A 19695-nucleotide genomic window follows, 5' to 3' on the forward strand; every position below is an offset into this window, starting at 1 on the left:
TCAGTCCGTAAGCGCCTGCTTCACCAGCTCGAGGGCGGCGGCGAGTTCGACGTCGCTCAAATGCCCGAAACCCAAAACCACGCCCTCCTCGGCGGCCACGCCGCCCCAGTAGTCGCTGAGTGGGGTGAGCGTGAGACCCAAGTCGGCCGCGCGCTTGACGACGCCCTCCTCACACAACAACACCGCATGGAGCCCACCATGGATGGGCAGGAGGGTGGCGGGGGTATCCTCCAGCGCGGCGCGGACGAGGTCGCGGCGGCGCTTGTAGGCGCGGCGCATCCTGCCCGTATGACGCCGCAGTGCGCCGCTGGCTAGATAGTTCGCCAAGGCGGCCTGGGGGATAGCTCCGACTGGTTGACCAAAGACCTCCCGCACCTGATCCACCGCCGAGCGTAAGCTCGGCGGCACCACGAGGTAGCCACACGCAATCGACGGCGAAATCACCGAGGAAAAAGTACCCAGCAACACCGTGTGCTCCGGGGCGAGCGCCGCCAGCGCAGGAAGCGGCTGGCCGACGTAGCGCAGCTCGGAATCGAAGTCATCCTCGATGATGAGCACATTATTGTCCCGCGCCCACTCGACGAGCTCCGCGCGCCGAGCTGCCGGCAGGGATCCGCCGTAAGGGTGCTGGTGGGACGGCGTAACGATGAGAACGTCGAGGTCCACGGTGGGGACGGTGACGCCGTGCGCGTCGGTGGGGACGTCGATAAGCACGTGGCCCAAAGCCTGGGGAACGCGGCGCAAACTGGGATAGCCCGGCGATTCCACGCCCACGCGAAGCTGGCCGCCCAAGGCACGCAGCAGCACCGACAACCCGTCGCGGGCGCCGGCGGTGATGACAACGAAGGCTGGGTCGACGGTGAGCCCGCGCATATGGCGCAGGTGCGCGGCCACCTCGCGGGGTAGATCGCCGGAGGGGTCCACCGCGGCCTTGCGCCACGCCGCCCTCCATTCGGGGGTGAGGATGCCGTCGGTATCGGGAAGCCCTGGGGTTAGCTCCACCCGTGTCGGGGGAGGTTCCGGACGCGGTGACGGTGCGGGTTGTGGGGCGCGAGCGTGGGGCAGGCGCGGGTTGATGACGGTGCCTGACCCGACCTCCGCGGTGAGGTAGCCCTCGGCGGTGAGCTGTTCGTAGGCGGTGACCACGCTGCCTCGGGAAATCCCGAGCTCGCCCGCCAATGTGCGGGTGGAGGGGACCTGCTCGCCGGGCAGCAGAATTCCAGCAGCGACTTGGGCGCGGAGGGCTTCGGCAATCTGCACCGGGAGGGCGCGCGTATCAGACGGGTCGAGGCGTAAAGACACGCACCCATCATAAGTGGTCTAATCCAACACTCGGAAAATGGCTCTTGTCTTGGACCAATTTTTGAGGCCATGATGTGAGCTATGACTGAACAGAAGAATGAACAGGGACGCGCCACGACGCGCGTCAAGCGTGGACTGGCTGACATGCTCAAGGGTGGCGTCATCATGGACGTTGTCACCCCGGAGCAGGCACGAATTGCGGAGGACGCGGGTGCGTCCGCCGTCATGGCGCTCGAGCGCGTGCCGGCCGATATCCGCGCCCAGGGTGGCGTGGCCCGCATGTCGGATCCGGATCTCATCGAGGGTATCGTCAATGCCGTCGACATCCCGGTGATGGCGAAGGCCCGCATCGGCCACTTCGTCGAGGCGCAGATTCTGGGAGAGCTGGGCGTGGACTTCATCGACGAATCCGAGGTACTCAGCCCGGCCGACTACGTCAACCACATCAACAAGTGGGACTTCGACGTGCCGTTCGTCTGTGGCGCTACCAACCTGGGTGAGGCTCTGCGCCGCATCACCGAAGGTGCGGCCATGATTCGCTCCAAGGGCGAGGCTGGCACTGGCGACGTTTCCGAAGCCGTCAAGCACCTGCGCACTATCAAGGGGGAAATCGCGCGCCTTCAGAACCTGGACCGCGACGAGCTCTACGTGGCGGCCAAGGAACTACAGGCACCGTACGACCTCGTTGCCGAGGTGGCAGAGACCGGCAAGCTGCCGGTCGTGCTGTTCGTCGCCGGTGGCGTGGCCACGCCTGCCGACGCCGCCCTCGTCCGCCAGATGGGCGCCGAAGGCGTCTTCGTCGGCTCCGGCATCTTCAAGTCCGGTGAACCTGCCAAGCGCGCGGAGGCCATCGTCAAGGCAGCCACCCTCTACGATCAGCCGGCCGAGCTGGCGAAAATCTCCCGCGGTCTCGGCGAGGCCATGGTGGGCATCAACGTCAACGACGTCCCCGCCCCGCACCGCCTGGCTGAACGCGGATGGTAACAACGGTCGGCGTCCTGGCGCTGCAGGGAGGCGTCGAGGAGCACCTGCGCATCCTTGACGAGCTCGGCGTGGCGACGCGCCGGGTGCGCCTGCCCCAGGACCTCGACGGACTCGACGGCATCATTTTGCCCGGCGGCGAATCGAGCGCGATTGACAAGCTGGCACGCTCTTGTGGCGTCGCTGAGCCGCTGCGCCAGACTGAGTTACCGGTGCTCGCCACGTGTGCGGGCCTTATCTACAGCGCCCGCGAACTGGAGAACCCCGCACCGGGACAGCAGACGCTCGCGCTTATCGACGTCACCGTGCGCCGCAACGCCTTCGGCAACCAGCGCTTCTCGGAGGAGCGCACCGTACCCGTCGCGATAGGCATGGAGACGTTCGAGGTGGAAGCGAGCTTCATCCGTGCCCCCATCGTTACCCGAGTGGGCGAAGGCGTGGAGGTTATCGCTACCGTGCCGCGGGAAGTTGGCGAAGCGGTGGTGGGCGTGCGGCAGGGTAACGTTACGGCGCTGAGCTTTCACCCGGAGGAAAACGGGGACTCCCGCCTCCATGCCGCGTGGTTGGCGTCGCTCTAGGCGGAGGCAGCTAATTTAGCGGTTTAACTATCGGTCGATAGTGGTCTGGGCTACATTGAAGGCTAAACGCTGAACAGATCACGTCCAGAAAGGTCCGCTGTGAGCACACCCGCCCCAGAACAAGTCCGCGAAGATATCCGCCTTCTTGGCCGAGTGCTGGGCAGGGTCATCGCCCAACAAGAAGGCGAGGACGTCTTCGACCTCGTCGAATCCACTCGCCGCATGGCCTTCGACGTCGCCCACGGCGATGCCAAGCCCGAGGACCTCGTCGCCATCTTTCACGACCTCGACATCACCAAGGTCAACCTCGTGGCCCGCGCCTTTAGCTACTTCGCGCTCATTGCCAACCTTGCAGAGGACTTGGAAGACGAGTCCGTCGACGCGCCGGTCTCGCTGCGCAAGACCTTCGCCAAGCTCAAGGCCGAAGGTGTCGCGCCTGCCGACGCCGCCGCCACCGTCCGCGGCGCCCACGTCGCTCCCGTGCTCACCGCACACCCCACCGAAACCCGCCGCCGTACCGTCTTCGATACCCAGACGCGCATCAAAGACCTACTCAAGGAATCGTGGGGTTGCCCGCAAATCGTGGACACGTAGTGGAGCTACCTAGTGGCTAGGCAGCTATTTCTTTTCTACTGGTGGTTAGACCAATGTGGTTTTCGAAGTCGACGGGGCTGACCATCCCGAGTGCAGAGTGCCGGCGCCGGCGGTTGTAGACGACTTCAATCCAGTAGGCAACGGCCTTGCGTGCAGCATCACGGGTCGCCCAGCGCTGCCGGTCATAGAATTCAGTCTTTAGCGTCGACCAGAACGACTCAGCCATCGCGTTATCGAAGCACACACCAGTACGCCCCACAGACTGGGCAATGCCCAGGTTGCGGCAGACCTCCCAGAGCTTCTCACTGGTAAATTGCGTTCCGCGGTCAGCGTGAAACACCAGCCCATCAGGAACATCACCGCGTAGCGTATGCGCCATCCGCAGGGCCCGTTCAACCAGGTGTGTGTCTTGAACGCTATCCATAGCCCAGCCCAGTACCCTGCGGGAATGACCATCGCGGACCGCGCACAAGTACAACCAGCCCTCACCGGTGCGCAGGTAGGTAATATCTGACATCCACACTCGGTTGAGCTGACCAGTATCAAACATGCGCTTGACCAGGTCAGGAAGAGTTGACTTACGCTTGGCTTGAATCGTTGTCACCGGGACAAAGGCACGCGGTGAAATCCCTTCAATGCCCATCATGCGCATCCGTTTAGCCACAGTCTTGCGATTCAAGGTGATCTGGTAGCGCTCGGCAAGCTCTGCGGTGATCCGCGGAGCACCATAAACCTCATCGGAGTCTTTCCAAATCTGATGAATCTTTCGGTCAACATCATCGTAAAATGCTGCCCGATCATCTTCGCCGGATAGTCGTTTCTGCTGCGCATGGGCCCATTTGTAGTATCCAGACCGAGATACTTTTAATAGTCGTGCCATGCGCTTGATGCTGTAGTTCGCCTTCTCCTGCTGCATTAGTTCGAACTTTTCTGCTCGCGTTGCTTCGCGGCGAAGAAGGCTGTCGCTTTTGACAAAAACTCGTTATCCATCTTGGCTTCTGCCAGCTCCCGGCGCAGACGAGCATTCTCAGCTCGGAGGTCAGCCTCGCTCATCCCATCGGAGGATCCTCGGCGTTCACGTTCGAGTTTGACCCACCGGCCCAAAAGCCCGGCGGAAACACCGATTTCCTTAGCCACATGAGCGATCGGTCGCTCTGACTCGATTACCAGGTTCGCGGCTTCACGCCGGTACTCCGGCGTGTACTTCTTGCGCTGTTGACTCACAATGAACATCCTCTCTTACGGACACAAGATCCGTACAAATAGGGTGTCCACTAAACGAGGGTAACCTCAATCGCACCGCGGCGGCGACATGGCGGCGATCGAAAAAGAGATGTACCTGCGCATGACGCTGCTGTGGCAGACCGCGCTTATCCGCATCGCGCGCCCCACCTTGGAAGACGAGGTGGACGTTGGCTTGCGCTACTACAAGCTTTCCCTGCTCGACCAGGTCCCCGCCCTCAACCGCGCCATCCGGCACGCCATGCGCGAAACCTTTGGCCAGCAGCTGCCGGATTCCCCGGTCGTGCGCCCGGGTTCTTGGATCGGCGGCGACCATGACGGGAACCCCTATGTCACCGAGCACACCCTCACCTACGCCACCCGCAAAGCTGCGAAAACGGTATTGCGCTACTACGAAGAGCAGCTGGCCGAGTTGGAGCGCGAGCTTTCCCTCTCCGACCGCTACTCCTCCAGCTCCAAGGAACTGGGCGCGCTTGCCGACGCCGCAAATAACACCGAAGAATCCCGCGTCGACGAACCATACCGCCGCGCCATTTACGGCATCCGGCACCGTGTGAAGGCAACGCTGCAGGAGGTGAAGGGTGAGAAGAGGGGGACGTCGGCAAGCGCGTATGCCTCGCCGGAGGAACTCAAGCGTGACTTGGATGTGATCGACCGTTCGCTGCGCCAGTTCAATGACGACATCATCGCCGATGACCGCCTCGCACGTTTGCGCTCTGCCGTGACGACCTTTGGCTTCCACCTCTATTCGCTGGATATGCGTCAGAATTCGGAGTCCTTCGAGAACGTGCTGACGGAGATTTTCGCGGAAGCGAGCATCGTCGAGGAGTATCGCGCGCTCGGCGAGGAGGAGAAAATCGAGCTGCTAGTAAAGGAACTGCAGACCAACCGCCCTCTGCTTTTCCCAAATGCTGAGTTTAGCGAGGACACCGCCAAGGAGCTGGGGATCTTCCGAGCGGCCGCGCGGGCGGTGCGGGATTTGGGGCCGGAGTCGGTGTCGCACTGCATTATCTCCATGACGGGAACGGTCTCCGATATTTTGGAGCCGATGGTGCTGCTCAAGGAAGTGGGGCTGAAACAGGTGGACGTGGTGCCGCTGTTTGAAACCATCGAGGATCTGAAGGCCGGCGCCGGGATTCTGGAGAAGCTGTGGGCAGTGCCGGTGTATCGCGAGCACCTGCGCTCGCGTGGTGACATCCAGGAGGTCATGCTGGGCTACTCCGATTCCAACAAGGATGGCGGCTACCTGCAGGCCAACTGGGCGCTGTACGACGCCGAGCTTGACTTGGTGGAGCTGTGTCAACGCTTCGGTATTGGTTTGCGCCTCGCGCATGGCCGGGGTGGGGCGGTTGGTCGCGGTGGCGGCCCGACCTATGATGCGATTTTGGCGCAGCCGAAGGGCGCGGTGTCGGGTTCGGTGCGTATTACCGAGCAGGGCGAGGTGATTTCTGCGAAGTATGGAGCGCCGGAGACCGCGCGCCGCCACCTGGAAGCCTTCGTTTCTGGTGCGTTGGAGGCCTCGTTGCTCGATACCGAGCCGATCGCGGACCCCGAGCGCGCCTACGACATCATGCGCGAGCTGGCGTCCTTGAGCGGTACGGCGTACCGCCAGCTTGTCGACGACCCCGGCTTTATCTCCTACTTCACCCAATCCACGCCCCTGCACGAGATTGGCGAGCTTAACCTCGGCTCGCGCCCGACTTCCCGCAAGCAGACCACCGCGATTTCGGACCTGCGCGCGATTCCGTGGGTGCTGTCGTGGTCTCAGTCCCGTACCAACATCCCGGGCTGGTTCGGTGTGGGAAGCGCGGTGACGTCCTGGGTACAGCAATCCTCCAGAGGATCGACAGCCGAAGAGGGGGCAGCAGGAGTGGGGCAGGCCGGCGACGGAGAAGCAACAGCCACTGGAGACGTGGAGGCGCGCTGGGAGGAGCTGCGCGAGCTTTATCGCACGTGGCCTTTCTTCCGCTCCGTGTTTTCTAACATGGCCCAGGTGATGGCGAAGGCGGAGATGCAGTTGGCGCGCCTCTACGCCAACCTGGTCGATGATAAAGCCACCGCCGACCGCATCTTTACCCTCATCTCGGAGGAATTCGAGCGCACCCGCGAGGTCTATCTTAAGGTCACGTGCAACGCGGACTTGGTTAGTGAGAACCAGCGCCAGGCACGCTCGCTCAAGCGCCGCTATCCATACCTGCTTCCGCTCAACGCCGTGCAGCTCGAGCTGCTGCGCCGTTACCGTCAGGGCGATGACCAGTTCCTCGTGTCCAAGACCATCCAGGTCACCATGAACGGCCTCGCCACAGCGCTGCGCAACGCAGGCTAATCAGCCCCCCAATTTGTCCAAACCCAGAGTAAACACGCGCAGGCCAATCGCGCCCGAATTCATCAAGCGCGCCGAAGCCCCCGCGAGGAAGGCTACCAAGCGGGGTGTCAGCAAGAGAAGCGTGGTGGTGGGCGAGCAACAGCAGACAGCGGTGCTGGTTGAAATTGCTGGTGCTAGTTGAAAGGGCTGGTGAAGACTGGGGAGGCGTCGTAAGGCGGAAGCCATGCGGTGCGCCCACCGATGCGATCCATTCGGCCCCGTGAGGGCGGGGCATCGGGGTCATCGTCGTTGACGCCGTTGTGATACGGGCACAGCGGCACCAAGTTGAGGATGTTGGTCGGCCCGCCGCGGGCCCAGGCTTTGATGTGGTGGATCTGGCACTTCTCAAAAGGAACCTTGCAGCCCTTCCAGGCACAGCATGGATTCTCCGCGGCCAGCGCGAGGCGCTGCTTTGAGGTGGCAAAACGCTGGGAGCGGAAGACATCGAGCGGGCCGTGCTCGCGGCTGACCGCCACGATGATGCCCTTGTCCAGCATGGTGCGTTCCACCAGCTGCGCGCCGGTCATCGTCGCGCCATCGGTAGTGCGGACAATGAATTCTTCACCATCTTTGTCTGTATTGCCCTTGAGCAGCTCGGCGTAGTCATCGATCTGTAGGACTGCCATGGCAGTTACCTGAGTCTTCACGCCGCCGCCCTCAAGGTTTTCCAGGAAGCTTGCGCCGGGGCGGTCTTGGTCGATGCCCTTGAAGACGTCGGTAAGCTCCAGCGAATCCGCCGTCACCGTGAGCGTGGCCAGTCCGTTGTCGTGCTGGGTGAGCTTGGCGCGCTCGGCATACGTGCGAGGCTTACGCATCTCGCGCAGGCGCTTGCGGGCGACATTCTCCACCAGCTCCGCGCTGGTCTGGCACAGCTCTACGCGCAGGTCCCACGCTTTATTGTGGTCCCGGACCTTGGACACGAAGCTTTCGATGAGCTGCAAAGTAACCAATCCGTGGCCTCGACGGCGGGCGGATTCCGCGGCGGTGCGCTGCTTCCGGGTGGAGGCCGTGTGCCCGAAGTAGGTGTGGTGAAGGGAGAGGAGGAGGGAGGCGTCGGCAGGCGTAGCACCAAAAGACACGAGGTCGGATTCAGACAGGCCCGCGCACTCGGCCACCAGGTCAATGGCCCGGCCGAGTGCGGCGAAGAATGTCTGTAATCTCATGCCCGCAGCTTAAAAGCACCCCATCCTGCCGCCAAGCCCCGGTCTAGCCATCCGACGAAATCTGTGGATAACTAGTCGGCACTCAGCTTGAGAGCTCGGCATTAGGCGCCGAGCTCTTGGTGTGTGCTCGTCAGCGTTCTGCGCGGGTCAGGCTTCGTGGGTACTAGGCGCCGGCGAGGCCGCGGCGCTTGAGCAGCGGGGCGACGTCCTTGTCGCGGCCGCGGAACTCGCGGTAGGCCTCCGTGAAGTCGCGGGACGCGCCCTTGGACAAGATGACCTCCCGGAACCTCTGGCCGGCAGCGCGCAGGTCGGACTGATCTTTGAACCACTCGAAACCATCGGCATCGAGGGCCTCGGCCCATAGGTAGGAGTAGTAGCCCGCGGAGTAGCCACCGGCGAAGATGTGATTAAAGTACGTCGAGCGGTAGCGCGGCGCGATGAGCGGGTTATCCAAGCCAGCAGCGCGCAAGGCTTCGGCCTCAAATTCGGCGACGGCCTCTGGGGTGGCCTCAAGCTTGGCGGCCTCGGCAGCACTCAGGGAATGCCACGCGAGATCGATGATCGACGCCCCCAGATACTCCGACGTAGCGAAACCTTGGCCGAACTCGGAGGCGGCAGTGATGGCGTCGAGAAGCTCGTCGGGGATTGGCTCGCCGGTGTCGACGTGGTGCGCATACTCCTTGACTAGAGACCTATCGAGCGCCCAGTTCTCGTTGATCTGCGACGGGAATTCCACCCAATCGCGCGGGACGTTGGTGCCGGCGAAGGTGGGGTAGTAGACGTCGGAAAGCAGGCCGTGCAGGGCGTGACCGAACTCGTGGAAGACGGTGCGGACTTCGTCCATGCTCAGCAGGGGCTGCGAGCCGTCGGCGGGTTTGGTGATGCCCATGACGTTGACGATGACCGGCTTGCGCTCCAGCAGGCGGGATTGGCCCACGAACTCGCTCATCCACGCGCCGCCGCGCTTGGTGGGGCGCCCAAAGTAGTCGGTGAGGAGGAGACCGATTCCTTTGTCCCCGTGATTGACGTCTCCGTCAATCACCTCCCACACGCGGACCTCCTCCGCGTAGCCCTCGAGGTCATCGCGCGGGGTTACGGTGATGCCGTAGAGGCGTTCGGCGGCGGCAAACACGCCTTTCTCCAGAACCTGGTCAAGAGGAAAGTACTTGCGCAGCTCTTCCTCATCGAGGGAGAAATCGCGGGCGCGGACCTTGGACTCCCAGTAGGGCCAGTCGGCGGCGGTGAAGCCTTGGCCGTTGAGCTCAGCCTCTTCAGCGAGGAGTTTCTGCTCACCGGCGGCGTTGGCCGCGGCGGCGGGGGCGAGGTCGTGGAGCATGGAGCGGGCGGCGTCGGCAGTCGCGGCGGTTTCTTCGGCGATGACGTAGTCGGCATGCGTGGCGTACCCCAGCAGCTCGGCCCGCTCGGCGCGCAGCTGGACGGCCTCGATGAGCCCCGGGATGTTGTTCTCGGAGCCCCTGCTTGCCGACGCCCCGTACAACCTCGCCCTCGCATCCTCCCGCACCAGGCGGCTCAGCTCCGACTGCACGGTCGGCAGCTCCAGCGGGATGACAAAACCGTCGCGGCCTAATGCTTCGGCATCGGCCTTGGCGGAGGCGATGCGCTCGGCGGGCAGGCCCTCGAGTTCCTCTTCGGTGAAGGAAACCGCACGCTCGCGGGTGGAGGCCATGAGGTTGCGGCCAAATTCTTCGGAGAGCGCGGATAGACGCTGGTTGATCTCGGACAGGCGGGCCTTGCCGTCAGCATCCAAGTCCGCGCCTTTGCGGGCAAAGGTGCGCAGGAGGTGATCGTGGAGGCGCTGACCTTCCGCGTCGTCGGCAGGCGGTGTGGCCTCCTTGAGGCGCGCATACAGCACCTCGTTCTGGTAGATCGCGTCGTAATGCGCGGAGAGGCGCGGGTAGATGTCGGCGGCGATCTCCTCCATCTCCTCGGTGACATCCGTGCCGGAGAGGTTGCCAAACACCGCCATGACGCGGTCGAGGTCCTGGCCGGAGCACTCGAGCGCCTCCACGGTGTTTTCCCACGTGGGGTCGGCGGGGTTGTCGGTGATGGCGGCGATTTCGGCGTCGTGAAGCGCTAGCGCCTTGTCAAAAGCGGGACGGTAGTGCTCGACCTTGATCTCCACAAACGGCGGGAGCTGATAGGGCAGCGTGGAGGGAGTTAGAAGTGGGTTAGTCATAAGAAACTACCGTACCTATGCACCCTGCTCTATGTGATGGCTTTCACTAGCTTCTTCTGTTGTGGCTTGCGGCTGCGGTGAATGAGGATGACGTCGAGAACTAGGAACGCCGCTAGCGTGATTCCCAAAAGCGGCAGGAAGACGCCGACGGTGGCGGCAAACAGCGCGCCCAATCCCGTCGTGGCCCACGAGAAGTGAGTGGTTGGCAGGAAACGCGGGCGGCGCTTCCACCACATGTAGTACCCCAGCACCACGAGCGCGGCGGTGGCGAGGCCCAGCGCGAGGAGCGCAATCTGCAGTGGTAGCCCGAACATGATGCCCATGTGCAGGTAGATGCCCCAGCTGCTGAGTTTGCTGAACAGCGGCAGGCTGGAGAAAGGCTGGCGGTCGATGACCTCGCCGGTAGCGCCGTCTACGGAGACCGCATCGGAGGTGGTGCGCCATTCCACCCAGCGTTCGCTGACCTGCCAGGCGGAGTGGGCGTCCTCCGGCGGGTACATACGTAGTGGGCCGGTCAGTCCCTCGGCGCGGCCGGTGGCGAGGACGCGCTCGGCCTCGGCAGCCACGCTCACGCTTGGCGACGCCCCCACGGCCCCACCGTGCTCATGTCCTGCATGTCCCGAGTGCTCGTGGTCGGTCGAAGCCGGTGCATCCGCGAGGGAGGTGTTGATGGGGGTGGCCTTCCAGTGCATGCGCTCGACTAGAGAATTGACGTTGTCGCCGGCCAGGCCCGACCAGGTGATACCGGTGGCAGAGAGGCCAAGAAGACCGATGAAGATCCAGGCACCAATGGTGGAATGCAGACGGGTAGCTTTCCAGCGTGCGGAGCGCTTGGGCTGCAGTTGCGCGGTGTTCGCGGTTGCCTTGTTCTTGGGTCGGCGGCGAATCCACCACATGTACAGGCCACCGCAGGCCATGACCCACAGCCAGGATGCGGCCAGCTCCGAGTAGAGCTCGCCGACCTTGCCCAGGTGGAAGCTTTCGTGCAGGGAGGAAATCCAGCGACGCAGCGGCATCTCTCCCAGGCCGGAGTACGTGGGGTAGTCCCCGATGACCTTGGCGCTTGCGGGGTCGATGAAGACGGTGCGCTGGAGGCTCTCATCGATGCTGTCATCGGACACCAGAACGCGCGTGGAATCCGTCGGTGTCGTGGCTGGCCACACCTGCGTGACTGGCATGTCTGGGTGCTCGTGCTGTGCGGCCTGGATTTGTTCCTCCAAGCTCACTGGGTACTCGACCGCCGGAACGGTCATGACGTCGCGGTACACCACCTTCTCCAGGGAAGGCGCCACGGCGTAGAGGCAGCCAGTCAATGCCGCAATGAAGATGAAGGGGCCGACGAACATGCCGCCATAAAAGTGAATGCGCTGAATGAAGGATCGCAGAGCCGTCCGACTCATATGTAGTGCTCTTTCGGGGGTCTAGGGGTAAAGGGCACCTGCTGAACGTTCGCGGGACGCTCAGTAGGGGCGATGGACAGGCGCTGATATCAACTGCACTAGTAGTCGGAGGCGATGGTTTCTCGGTTCCCGAAAATTGAAAAACTTTTTAACTAACTGGGTTCCTCGGTGTTCAAAGGATGAAAACGCGCGAAATAAGGCGCGAGAAGCAAGAAACAGTCAAGAAAAAGTTCTCGCAGCTCAATGGGTAAAAATAGCGCCCGAATCTGTGGTTTTGGGCCGGTTTGCGGCTAATGAAGCAAGAAAGCGGTTCCTATTCGCTCCAGAACGGAACATAACGCAATGAGCGCGGGCCTGCGCTGGGATCGTAAGGGTGGATGAGGCCTTCCTCGACGGTGGCAGCAAGCAGGCGAGTGGCCTGAGCCGCTTGCGAGTCTTTCAGCCCGAAGCGCTGACGGATCGACGAATTGTTAACGGGAAGGTTCTCGAGGAAGCGAAGGCAAGCATGTTGATATACGGCTTGGGTCTTTTCCTCCATAGTCATCAGCGCGAATGGGCGGTAGGCGCTGAGGGACACTGTGGTACTTCCGTTGGCGCGGATGAGCGCAGGTGGGAAATGCTCCGCTTCAAGTGAAGAAACGATCTTGTCCCAGCCGCTTCCTCGCTGTTCGACGAAGTGTGCCAGGCGCAAAGCCTCGCCAAGATAGGTATTGCGGGTGGTGGAAGCCGAGTCAATGAACCTTTGGGGATCGATGAGAGGGGTACCAGGGTTGGTTACTTCGACTCGATCGCTGAAAATCTCTACGGTCAAGAATCGGCCACGTTGCTCGAGATCCTGGTGCATGAGCGCATTTGCTAGGACCTCGCGGAAGGCCACCGTTGGTAGCAGTGGAGTTACCACGCGCTTGCCGCTGGAATCAATATGTTCGCCGCCTGGGCGAATGGTGTTAAAAAGCGTGACTATGTGAGTGAAGGAAGATGCGTATCCTTCAGTGAATTCCCATTCACGTTCTACTTCGGTGCGCGAGGTGCCTTTGAAATGCATGACGCGGGGAGCACGCTCGCGCAGCTCTGGAAAGTCCTGAAGGGAACGTGCGTACATGAGCGCGGACCATGCCGGAATATGCCAGCCTTGCTCGTGTGAGTAGGAGATGGCCTTAGCGGTTCGTAGCGTATCGATCAGGGCATCGCCGGTCGTGCGAGGGAGCTCTGGTCGGTTGAGGAAGAAGGCTTCGGGATCAAGAAGTTCGGTGATTGATTCGGGCTCAAGGTTCTCAGCAACTACAGTGTTTTCAAATTCGAACTGGTTGAGTTTCTGCCAGAGCTGACGTTCTTCATTGGGAAAATCCATGAGATTCTTGACATAGCTGCCCTTGCGAAAATAACGCTTTTCATCGAAAGAATACGGGGAAGACAAGGCAGCTGGTATACGCAGAAGTACAACAAGGTGCCCATCAACCGTTACCTCGTCGAAGGTCAGATCAGGTGCCGGACTAATGACGCGGTTGAGCCAGGGGAGTAGGTCTTCGTTGCCTTTCCCTTTTGCGCGTTGCCAGTTAAACGACGTCCCAACGACTTTGTGGTCATCGTTTACTCCCCATATGAGGTATCCCGCTGGTTCATCGTGCAGACGCGCTGAGTTGCCTAAAGCGCAGGCATACTTTGCAATCTCCGAGCCAGAGGAAAGCCCGTTTACCTTTAATTCGAGCCACGGTAGCTCAGCAGGAAGTGCTGTAAACCGTTTTATGCGGGCAACAAGCTGTTCCTCGGGCGCAGAATTGATGGGAGTCATGCTTAGAGTATGCGCGAGAAGCAAGAAACAGTCAAGAAAAAGTTCTCGCAGCTCAACGGGTAAAAATAGCGCCCGAATCTGTGGTTTCGGGCCGGTTTGCGGCTAATGAAGCAAGAAAAGACCGCCTCGAACTCCAAGGAGGAGACGAAGCGGTCTTTTGTTAAGCGCCTAGCGCAGATTTACTTCTTCAGGCCATCAATGATGTCGTTGAAGGCAGCGACTGGGCGCATGGTCTGGTTGAGCTTCTCCTCGTTCGGGGCGTAGTATCCGCCGAGGTCGACGGGGGAGCCCTGGACGTCGAGAAGCGCCTGCTCAATCTCGCCAGCCTTGGCCTCGAGAGCCTCAGCGACCGGCTTGAAGGCCTCGGCCAGCTCGGCGTCGTCGGTCTGTGCAGCCAGCTCCTTGGCCCAGTTGAGGGTCAGGAAGAAGTGGGAGCCGCGGTTGTCGTTCTCGCCCACCTTGCGGGACGGGGACTTGCCCTCATCCAGCAGGGTCTCGGTGGCCTTGTCCAGGGCAGCGGCCAGGACGCCAGCCTTGGCATTGCCGTTGGTGTTGTGCTCGTGGCGGAAGGACTCAGCCAGGGCTAGGAACTCGCCGAGGGAATCCCAGCGCAGGTGGTTCTCCTCCTGGACCTGCTGGACGTGCTTCGGGGCGGAGCCGCCGGCGCCGGTCTCGAACAGGCCGCCGCCAGCCATGAGCGGAACCACGGACAGCATCTTTGCGGAGGTACCCAGCTCGAGGATGGGGAAGAGGTCGGTGTTGTAGTCACGCAGGACGTTACCGGTCACGGAAATGGTGTCCTCGCCCTTGCGGATGCGCTCGACGGAGATCTTGGTCGCGGTGACCGGATCCTCGATGGAGATGTCGAGGCCTTCGGTGTCGTGATCCTGCAGGTACTTCTTAACCAGCTCGATGAGGTTGGCGTCGTGGCCGCGCTCCGGGTCGAGCCAGAAGATGGTCTTCATGCCAGACAGGCGGGCACGGTTGACGGCCAGCTTGACCCAGTCCTGGATCGGGGCGTCCTTGGTCTGGCAGGCGCGCCAGATGTCGCCCTCCTCCACGTCGTGGGAGATGAGAACCTCGCCCTTGGAGTTTCGAACCTCGACGGTGCCGGCTGCCGGCACCTTGAAGGTCTTGTTGTGGGAGCCGTACTCCTCAGCCTTCTGAGCCATGAGGCCGACGTTCGGGACGGTACCCATCGTGGTCGGGTCGTAGGCGCCGTTAGCCTTGCAGTCCTCAATAACCGCCTGGTAGACGCCGGCGTAGGAGGAATCCGGGATGACGGCGAGGGTGTCCTGCTCCTCGTCGTTCTTGTTCCACATGTGGCCGGAGGTGCGGATCATGGCCGGCATGGAGGCGTCGATAATGACGTCAGACGGAACGTGCAGGTTGGTAATACCCTTGTGGGAGTTGACCATGGCGAGGTCCGGACCGTCGACAAGCGCGGCGTCGAAGGCAGCCTTGATCTCAGCACCATTCTCCAGCTTGTCCAGACCCTCGTAGATAGCGCCCAGGCCGTTCTCGCCGTTGAGGCCAGCGGCCTCGAGCTCCTCGCCGTACTTCTCAAAGACGTCAGCGAAGAAAGCACGCACCACGTGGCCGAAGATGATGGGGTCAGACACCTTCATCATGGTGGCCTTGAGGTGAGCGGAGAAGAGAACGCCCTCTTCCTTAGCGCGCTTGACCTGCTCGATGAGGAACTCATCCAGAGCCTTGGCGGACATGAAGGTGCCGTCGACGACCTCACCGGCAAGAACCGGCAGCTTCTCCAGCAGGGGCTGCTCGCCCTCGGCGGTCTTCAGGACGATGGAGAGGGTGTCTTCCTCCGGGATAATGACGGACTTCTCATTGTGGCGGAAGTCATCTGCCTCCATGGTGGCCACGTTGGTCTTGGAATCAGCAGACCACGCGCCCATCTTGTGCGGGTTCTTCTTAGCAAAGTTCTTGACAGCAATCGGGGCGCGGCGGTCGGAGTTGCCCTCACGCAGAACCGGGTTCACAGCGGAGCCCTTGACGGCGTCATACTTTTCCTGAGCCTCTTCGTACTCCGGGAGATCAAAGCCAGCGGCCTGCAGCTCAGCAATGGCCTTCTTCAGCTGCACGAGGGACGCGGAGATATTCGGCAGCTTGATGATGTTAGCTTCAGGGGTCTTCGCCAGCTGGCCAAGCTCAGCCAGGGCGTCGGAGACCTTCTTGTCACCAAGGCGCTCCGGGAACTGGGCCAGGATGCGACCGGCCAGGGAAATGTCGCGGGTCTCTACCTCAATACCTGCGGTGGAAGCGAAGGCCTCCACAACCGGCTTGAAAGAGTAGGTCGCCAGCAGCGGCGCCTCGTCGGTGCGGGTCCAGATAATCTTAGCCATGGTTCTCCTCGATTAGTTGAAAACTGTTCAACCTAACAGGATACCTGTCTTGTTATCGCCGCGTGGCGGCCCCCGTGTGACACGTGCCACCTGTGGGGGAGGTGTGTTGACTTGGCGCAACCTGCCCGTCTGAGCTTACGGGCCCCGCAAGGGAAGTACTAAGGTCTGCCCACGTGAACCCGATGAAGCCAGCTACCCGCATCAAGCGCCGCCCTGTCCCACGCCAAACAGAGATTTCCCGATCGCGCCGCACCATCGTCATGATTGCCATGGCGCTGGGCGCTTTCGCCATCGGCACGACGGAATTTACGTCGATGGGCCTCTTGCCGCTCATCTCGGATGACTTCGGCATTACGGAAGATGCGGCGTCGGTAGTCATCTCCGTCTACGCGCTTGGCGTCGTCGTGGGCGCGCCGGTCATTGCGGCGCTCACGGGCACACTCCCACGCCGCCGCCTGATTATCCTGCTCATTGGCTTTTTGCTCGTGGGTAACCTGCTCACAGCCCTGGCCCCGAATTACGGAGTCCTCCTCGCGGCCCGCTTCATCGCGGGTCTGCCGCACGGCGCATATTTTTCCGTAGCAAATCTGGCGGCAGTGTCCATGGCGCCTCCTGGACGGCAGGGGTTTGCCATGTCGATGGTAGGCATGGGCCTGTCCGTTGCCACCGTGATTGGTGTGCCAGCAGCCCAGGCGTTGGGCCAAGAGTTGGGTTGGCATGCAGCGTACTTCTTAGTCGTGGCCATTGCTGGGCTGACGATGGTACTGCTCTTTTTCCTCTTTCCGCACATGACGCGCATGCCGCAAACGGATATGTTTACTGAGCTCGGTGCGCTGAAAAACAGCCAGGTGCTTCTCACCGTGTTCCTCGGCACCGTGGGCTTCGGCGGCATGTTTGCCGTCTATACCTACATCACGTGGACTATGACGGAGGTCGCCGGTATGGACCCGAGCCACACGTGGCTTGTACTCATGGCGTATGGCATCGGCATGACCACCGGCAACGTCGCCGGCGGTGCGCTGGCGGACCGCAACCTGGAATTCGGCATCATTTTTGCGCTCATCTGCATGGTCGGTGTGTCCGTGACCTTCTACTTCGTGGCGCACAACGCGTGGGCGGGCACGGTTGTCTTCGGCGTCCTCGCCTTCTTTGGCTCTATCCTGGTTCCGTCGCTGCAGCTGCGTCTAGTCAACGTGGCGGGGGATGCGCAGACCCTCGCGGCGGCGTTGAACCAGTCTGCCCTCAACATCGCGAATGCGGCCGGCGCTGCGATTGGCGGCGTGGTCGTGGGCGCGGGCTATTCCTATAATTCCACCGCGCTGGCGGGTGCTGCTTTGGCCGTGTCTGGCATTCTTACCTGGTTTGTCACCATGTGGGACAAGCGTCGCTTGGGCCCTTCCGTAAAGATCATCGAACACCGTTAGACTGACCGGCATGAGTTTCACCATCGCCTCCGTTAACGTCAATGGCATCCGCGCGGCCTGCAAACAGCGCAATGACGACAACCCCGGTATGAATGCGTGGCTGGAGACTACGCCTGCCGACGTCGTCCTCATGCAGGAGGTGCGCGCCAACCCCGAGCAGACTCAGAAGGCCCTGGCCCCAGCTCTGGAGGCCGGATGGAACCTGGTTCAGGCCGAATCTGCCGCGAAGGGTCGTGCGGGCGTGGGCATCCTATCGAAGCATGCGCTTGGCGACGTCTCCGTGGGCTTCGGCTCCTTCGCCGAATCCGGCCGCTTCATCGCCGCCACGGTGGAAGGTGTGCGCGTTGCTTCTCTGTACCTGCCTTCCGGTGATGTGGATTCCCCGAAGCAGGATGAAAAGTACCTCTTCTTGGATGAGTTCTCTGAAGTTTTGGATGACATTGCTGCGACCTACCCGGAGGCGGTTATCGGCGGCGACTGGAACATCTGCCACCGCGCCCAGGACTTGAAGAACAACAAGGCTAACGAGAAGAAGTCCGGCCACCTGCCGGAGGAGCGCGCCTTTATGGACCGCGTTTTTGGCGCCTTCCCGGATGCCGAACCACAGGCCAAGAAAGGGCTCGGGGACTGGCTCGGCGTGGTGGACTATGACACGAAGACCGCCTGGGAGGCGGCGGCGGACCCGCAGTGGTTTGACGTCGCCAGGCGCCTTGCCCCGGAGGCGGACGGGCCTTACACGTGGTGGACCTACCGCGGCCAAGCCTTCAACAACGATGCAGGCTGGCGCATTGACTATCAGGCCGCCACGAAGGCCATGCTGGAGCGCGCGCAGCGCACCTGGGTGGAAAAGGCGCCGACGGTGGAGCAGCGCTGGTCTGACCATTCCCCGCTTCTCGTCGAGTATAAGTAGCCGAATACAAGTAGTGGTACGATAAGTCCGAATTAACGTCCTTTCTATTTCGCAGGAGATCTTCATGACCCGCGCACTCATCTACTTCGTCCTCGGCGCTATTCTGCTTGCCTTGGGTATCTGGTGGTGGACCATTGTTGGCCCGTCCTTCGCCTTCCTTGGACCGATTGTCCTCCAGGGCGTCGGTGGTGCATTCATGGTGGCCGGTTTCGCCGTCATGATGGACGTTATTAGCCCGACTTCCCGCAAGATTTAAGGCCCACAACGCCGCGCGGAGGCGGCGGCAGAGTAGAGTGGTCAACCATGACTGACTCCACTTCTGCATCGTCCTCCGCATCCCGAGTCCTCTCGGGAATCCAGCCCACGGCGGATTCCTACCACTTGGGCAATTACCTCGGAGCTCTCAAGCAGTGGATTGACCTGCAGGAGAGCTACGAGGCTTTTTATTTTATCCCGGACCTGCACGCCATCACGGTGGAGCAGAACCCGGAGGAGCTGCGTCACCGCACTATCGCGGGTGCCGCCCAGCTCATCGCTTTGGGTATTGACCCGGCGAAATCTACCCTCTTTGTGCAATCCCACGTGCCCGCGCATGCGGAGCTGACCTGGGTGCTGCAGTGTCTGACCGGTTTCGGTGAGGCTTCGCGCATGACCCAATTCAAGGACAAGTCCTCCAAGCAGGGCCAGGATCGCACCACGGTGGGCTTGTTTACCTACCCCATGCTCATGGCCGCCGATATTCTTCTGTATTCCCCGCACTATGTGCCGGTGGGGGAGGACCAGCGCCAGCACCTCGAGCTCACCCGCAACCTGGCGGAGCGCTTCAACAACAAGTACGGCGAGGTCTTCCGCGTTCCGGAGCCCTTCATCCCGGAAGGCTCGGCCAAGATTTATGACCTGCAGGAGCCGACCTCCAAGATGTCGAAGTCAGGCGCGAACCCGAAGGGCATTGTCAATCTTCTCGACGCCCCTAAGACCTCCGCCAAGCGCATCAAGTCCGCCGTGACCGATGACCTCGGTGTGGTGGCTTTTGACCGCGAGAAGCAGCCGGGCGTGTCCAACCTGCTGGCCATTCAGTCTGCGCTGACGGGCGAGAGCATTGATGCCCTCGTGGAGAAGTACGCCGGCCAAGGTTATGGCCACCTCAAGGTCGATACGGCCGAAGCCCTAGAGGCGTTTACCACTCCGCTTAAGGCTCGCTACGACGAGCTCATGGAAGACCGCGGCGAGCTCGAGCGCATTTTGGCCGAGGGTGCTGCGCGCGCGACGGAGATTGCTGCGCCACTCGTGGACAAGGTTTACGAGGCGGTGGGCTTCCTCCCCGCACGTCGCGGCTGAGTTGGTTAGCATATGAGGGACGTTTAATAGACAACATAAAAGGGGT

General features: G+C 61.7%; 13 protein-coding genes and 2 pseudogenes. 8 read left to right on the forward strand and 7 right to left on the reverse strand.

Features of this window, described 5'->3' with window-relative positions; genetic code table 11:
- Positions 1–1302, reverse strand: a complete 1302-nt coding sequence (locus I6J26_RS08435) for a PLP-dependent aminotransferase family protein (protein WP_115021225.1) — start codon at positions 1300–1302, stop codon at positions 1–3.
- Positions 1303–1383: 81 nt separating this feature from the next.
- On the opposite strand from I6J26_RS08435, the gene pdxS reads away from it, so the two are divergent.
- The 3 genes and pseudogenes from pdxS to I6J26_RS08450 form a co-directional block, all read left to right on the forward strand.
- Positions 1384–2286 (forward strand): pyridoxal 5'-phosphate synthase lyase subunit PdxS, encoded by a 903-nt coding sequence (gene pdxS, locus I6J26_RS08440; RefSeq protein ID WP_039673915.1) that lies wholly within the window; start codon positions 1384–1386, stop codon positions 2284–2286.
- Positions 2280–2861, forward strand: a complete 582-nt coding sequence (gene pdxT, locus I6J26_RS08445) for a pyridoxal 5'-phosphate synthase glutaminase subunit PdxT (protein WP_115021226.1) — start codon at positions 2280–2282, stop codon at positions 2859–2861. Before pdxS ends, pdxT begins: the two co-directional genes overlap by 7 nt.
- A gap of 99 nt (positions 2862–2960) precedes the next feature.
- Positions 2961–3425: pseudogene (locus I6J26_RS08450) on the forward strand (phosphoenolpyruvate carboxylase); the annotation flags it as partial.
- Between the two features lie 46 nt (positions 3426–3471).
- On the opposite strand, the gene I6J26_RS08455 reads toward I6J26_RS08450, so the two are convergent.
- A protein-coding gene (locus I6J26_RS08455; protein WP_115021451.1) for an IS3 family transposase occupies positions 3472–4688 on the reverse strand; the annotation gives its coding sequence in 2 pieces (ribosomal slippage) (positions 3472–4427 and positions 4427–4688; 1218 coding nt in all).
- An 88-nt stretch (positions 4689–4776) separates the two neighbouring features.
- On the opposite strand from I6J26_RS08455, the pseudogene ppc reads away from it, so the two are divergent.
- Positions 4777–7023: pseudogene (ppc, locus tag I6J26_RS08460) on the forward strand (phosphoenolpyruvate carboxylase); the annotation flags it as partial.
- Positions 7024–7196: 173 nt separating this feature from the next.
- Here the strand turns inward: ppc and I6J26_RS08465 are convergent.
- The 5 genes from I6J26_RS08465 to I6J26_RS08485 all read right to left on the reverse strand — a co-directional run bounded on the left by I6J26_RS08465 (position 7197) and on the right by I6J26_RS08485 (position 15977).
- The gene (locus tag I6J26_RS08465) at positions 7197–8225 is read right to left on the reverse strand and encodes an HNH endonuclease signature motif containing protein (RefSeq protein WP_115021228.1); all 1029 of its coding nucleotides are present in this window, start codon (positions 8223–8225) and stop codon (positions 7197–7199) included.
- A gap of 163 nt (positions 8226–8388) precedes the next feature.
- Positions 8389–10422 carry a M3 family metallopeptidase gene (locus I6J26_RS08470; protein ID WP_115021229.1) on the reverse strand — a complete coding sequence of 678 codons (2034 nt, stop codon included), beginning with the start codon at positions 10420–10422 and terminating at the stop codon, positions 8389–8391.
- A gap of 29 nt (positions 10423–10451) precedes the next feature.
- Positions 10452–11822: a PepSY-associated TM helix domain-containing protein gene (locus I6J26_RS08475; RefSeq protein ID WP_115021230.1), complete on the reverse strand. Its 1371-nt coding sequence runs from the start codon at positions 11820–11822 to the stop codon at positions 10452–10454.
- 313 nt (positions 11823–12135) lie between these two features.
- Complete coding sequence (locus I6J26_RS08480; protein ID WP_115021231.1) at positions 12136–13614, reverse strand: RNA-binding domain-containing protein; 1479 nt, start codon at positions 13612–13614, stop codon at positions 12136–12138.
- 179 nt (positions 13615–13793) lie between these two features.
- Positions 13794–15977 carry an NADP-dependent isocitrate dehydrogenase gene (locus I6J26_RS08485; protein ID WP_115021232.1) on the reverse strand — a complete coding sequence of 728 codons (2184 nt, stop codon included), beginning with the start codon at positions 15975–15977 and terminating at the stop codon, positions 13794–13796.
- 182 nt (positions 15978–16159) lie between these two features.
- Here I6J26_RS08485 and I6J26_RS08490 point away from each other — a divergent pair, with 182 nt between their 5' ends.
- From I6J26_RS08490 to trpS, 4 genes are all read left to right on the forward strand, one after another.
- Positions 16160–17401, forward strand: a complete 1242-nt coding sequence (locus I6J26_RS08490; protein ID WP_115024229.1) for an MFS transporter — start codon at positions 16160–16162, stop codon at positions 17399–17401.
- Between the two features lie 10 nt (positions 17402–17411).
- Positions 17412–18311, forward strand: a complete 900-nt coding sequence (locus tag I6J26_RS08495) for an exodeoxyribonuclease III (protein ID WP_115021233.1) — start codon at positions 17412–17414, stop codon at positions 18309–18311.
- Positions 18312–18375: 64 nt separating this feature from the next.
- Complete coding sequence (locus I6J26_RS08500; RefSeq protein ID WP_115021234.1) at positions 18376–18567, forward strand: hypothetical protein; 192 nt, start codon at positions 18376–18378, stop codon at positions 18565–18567.
- Positions 18568–18614: 47 nt separating this feature from the next.
- Positions 18615–19649: a tryptophan--tRNA ligase gene (gene trpS / locus I6J26_RS08505; protein ID WP_115021235.1), complete on the forward strand. Its 1035-nt coding sequence runs from the start codon at positions 18615–18617 to the stop codon at positions 19647–19649.
- The last annotated feature ends 46 nt before the right edge of the window (positions 19650–19695 follow it).

Origin of the sequence: Corynebacterium minutissimum, assembly GCF_016889765.1 — a bacterium.
GTDB classification, from domain to species: Bacteria; Actinomycetota; Actinomycetes; order Mycobacteriales; family Mycobacteriaceae; genus Corynebacterium; species Corynebacterium minutissimum_B.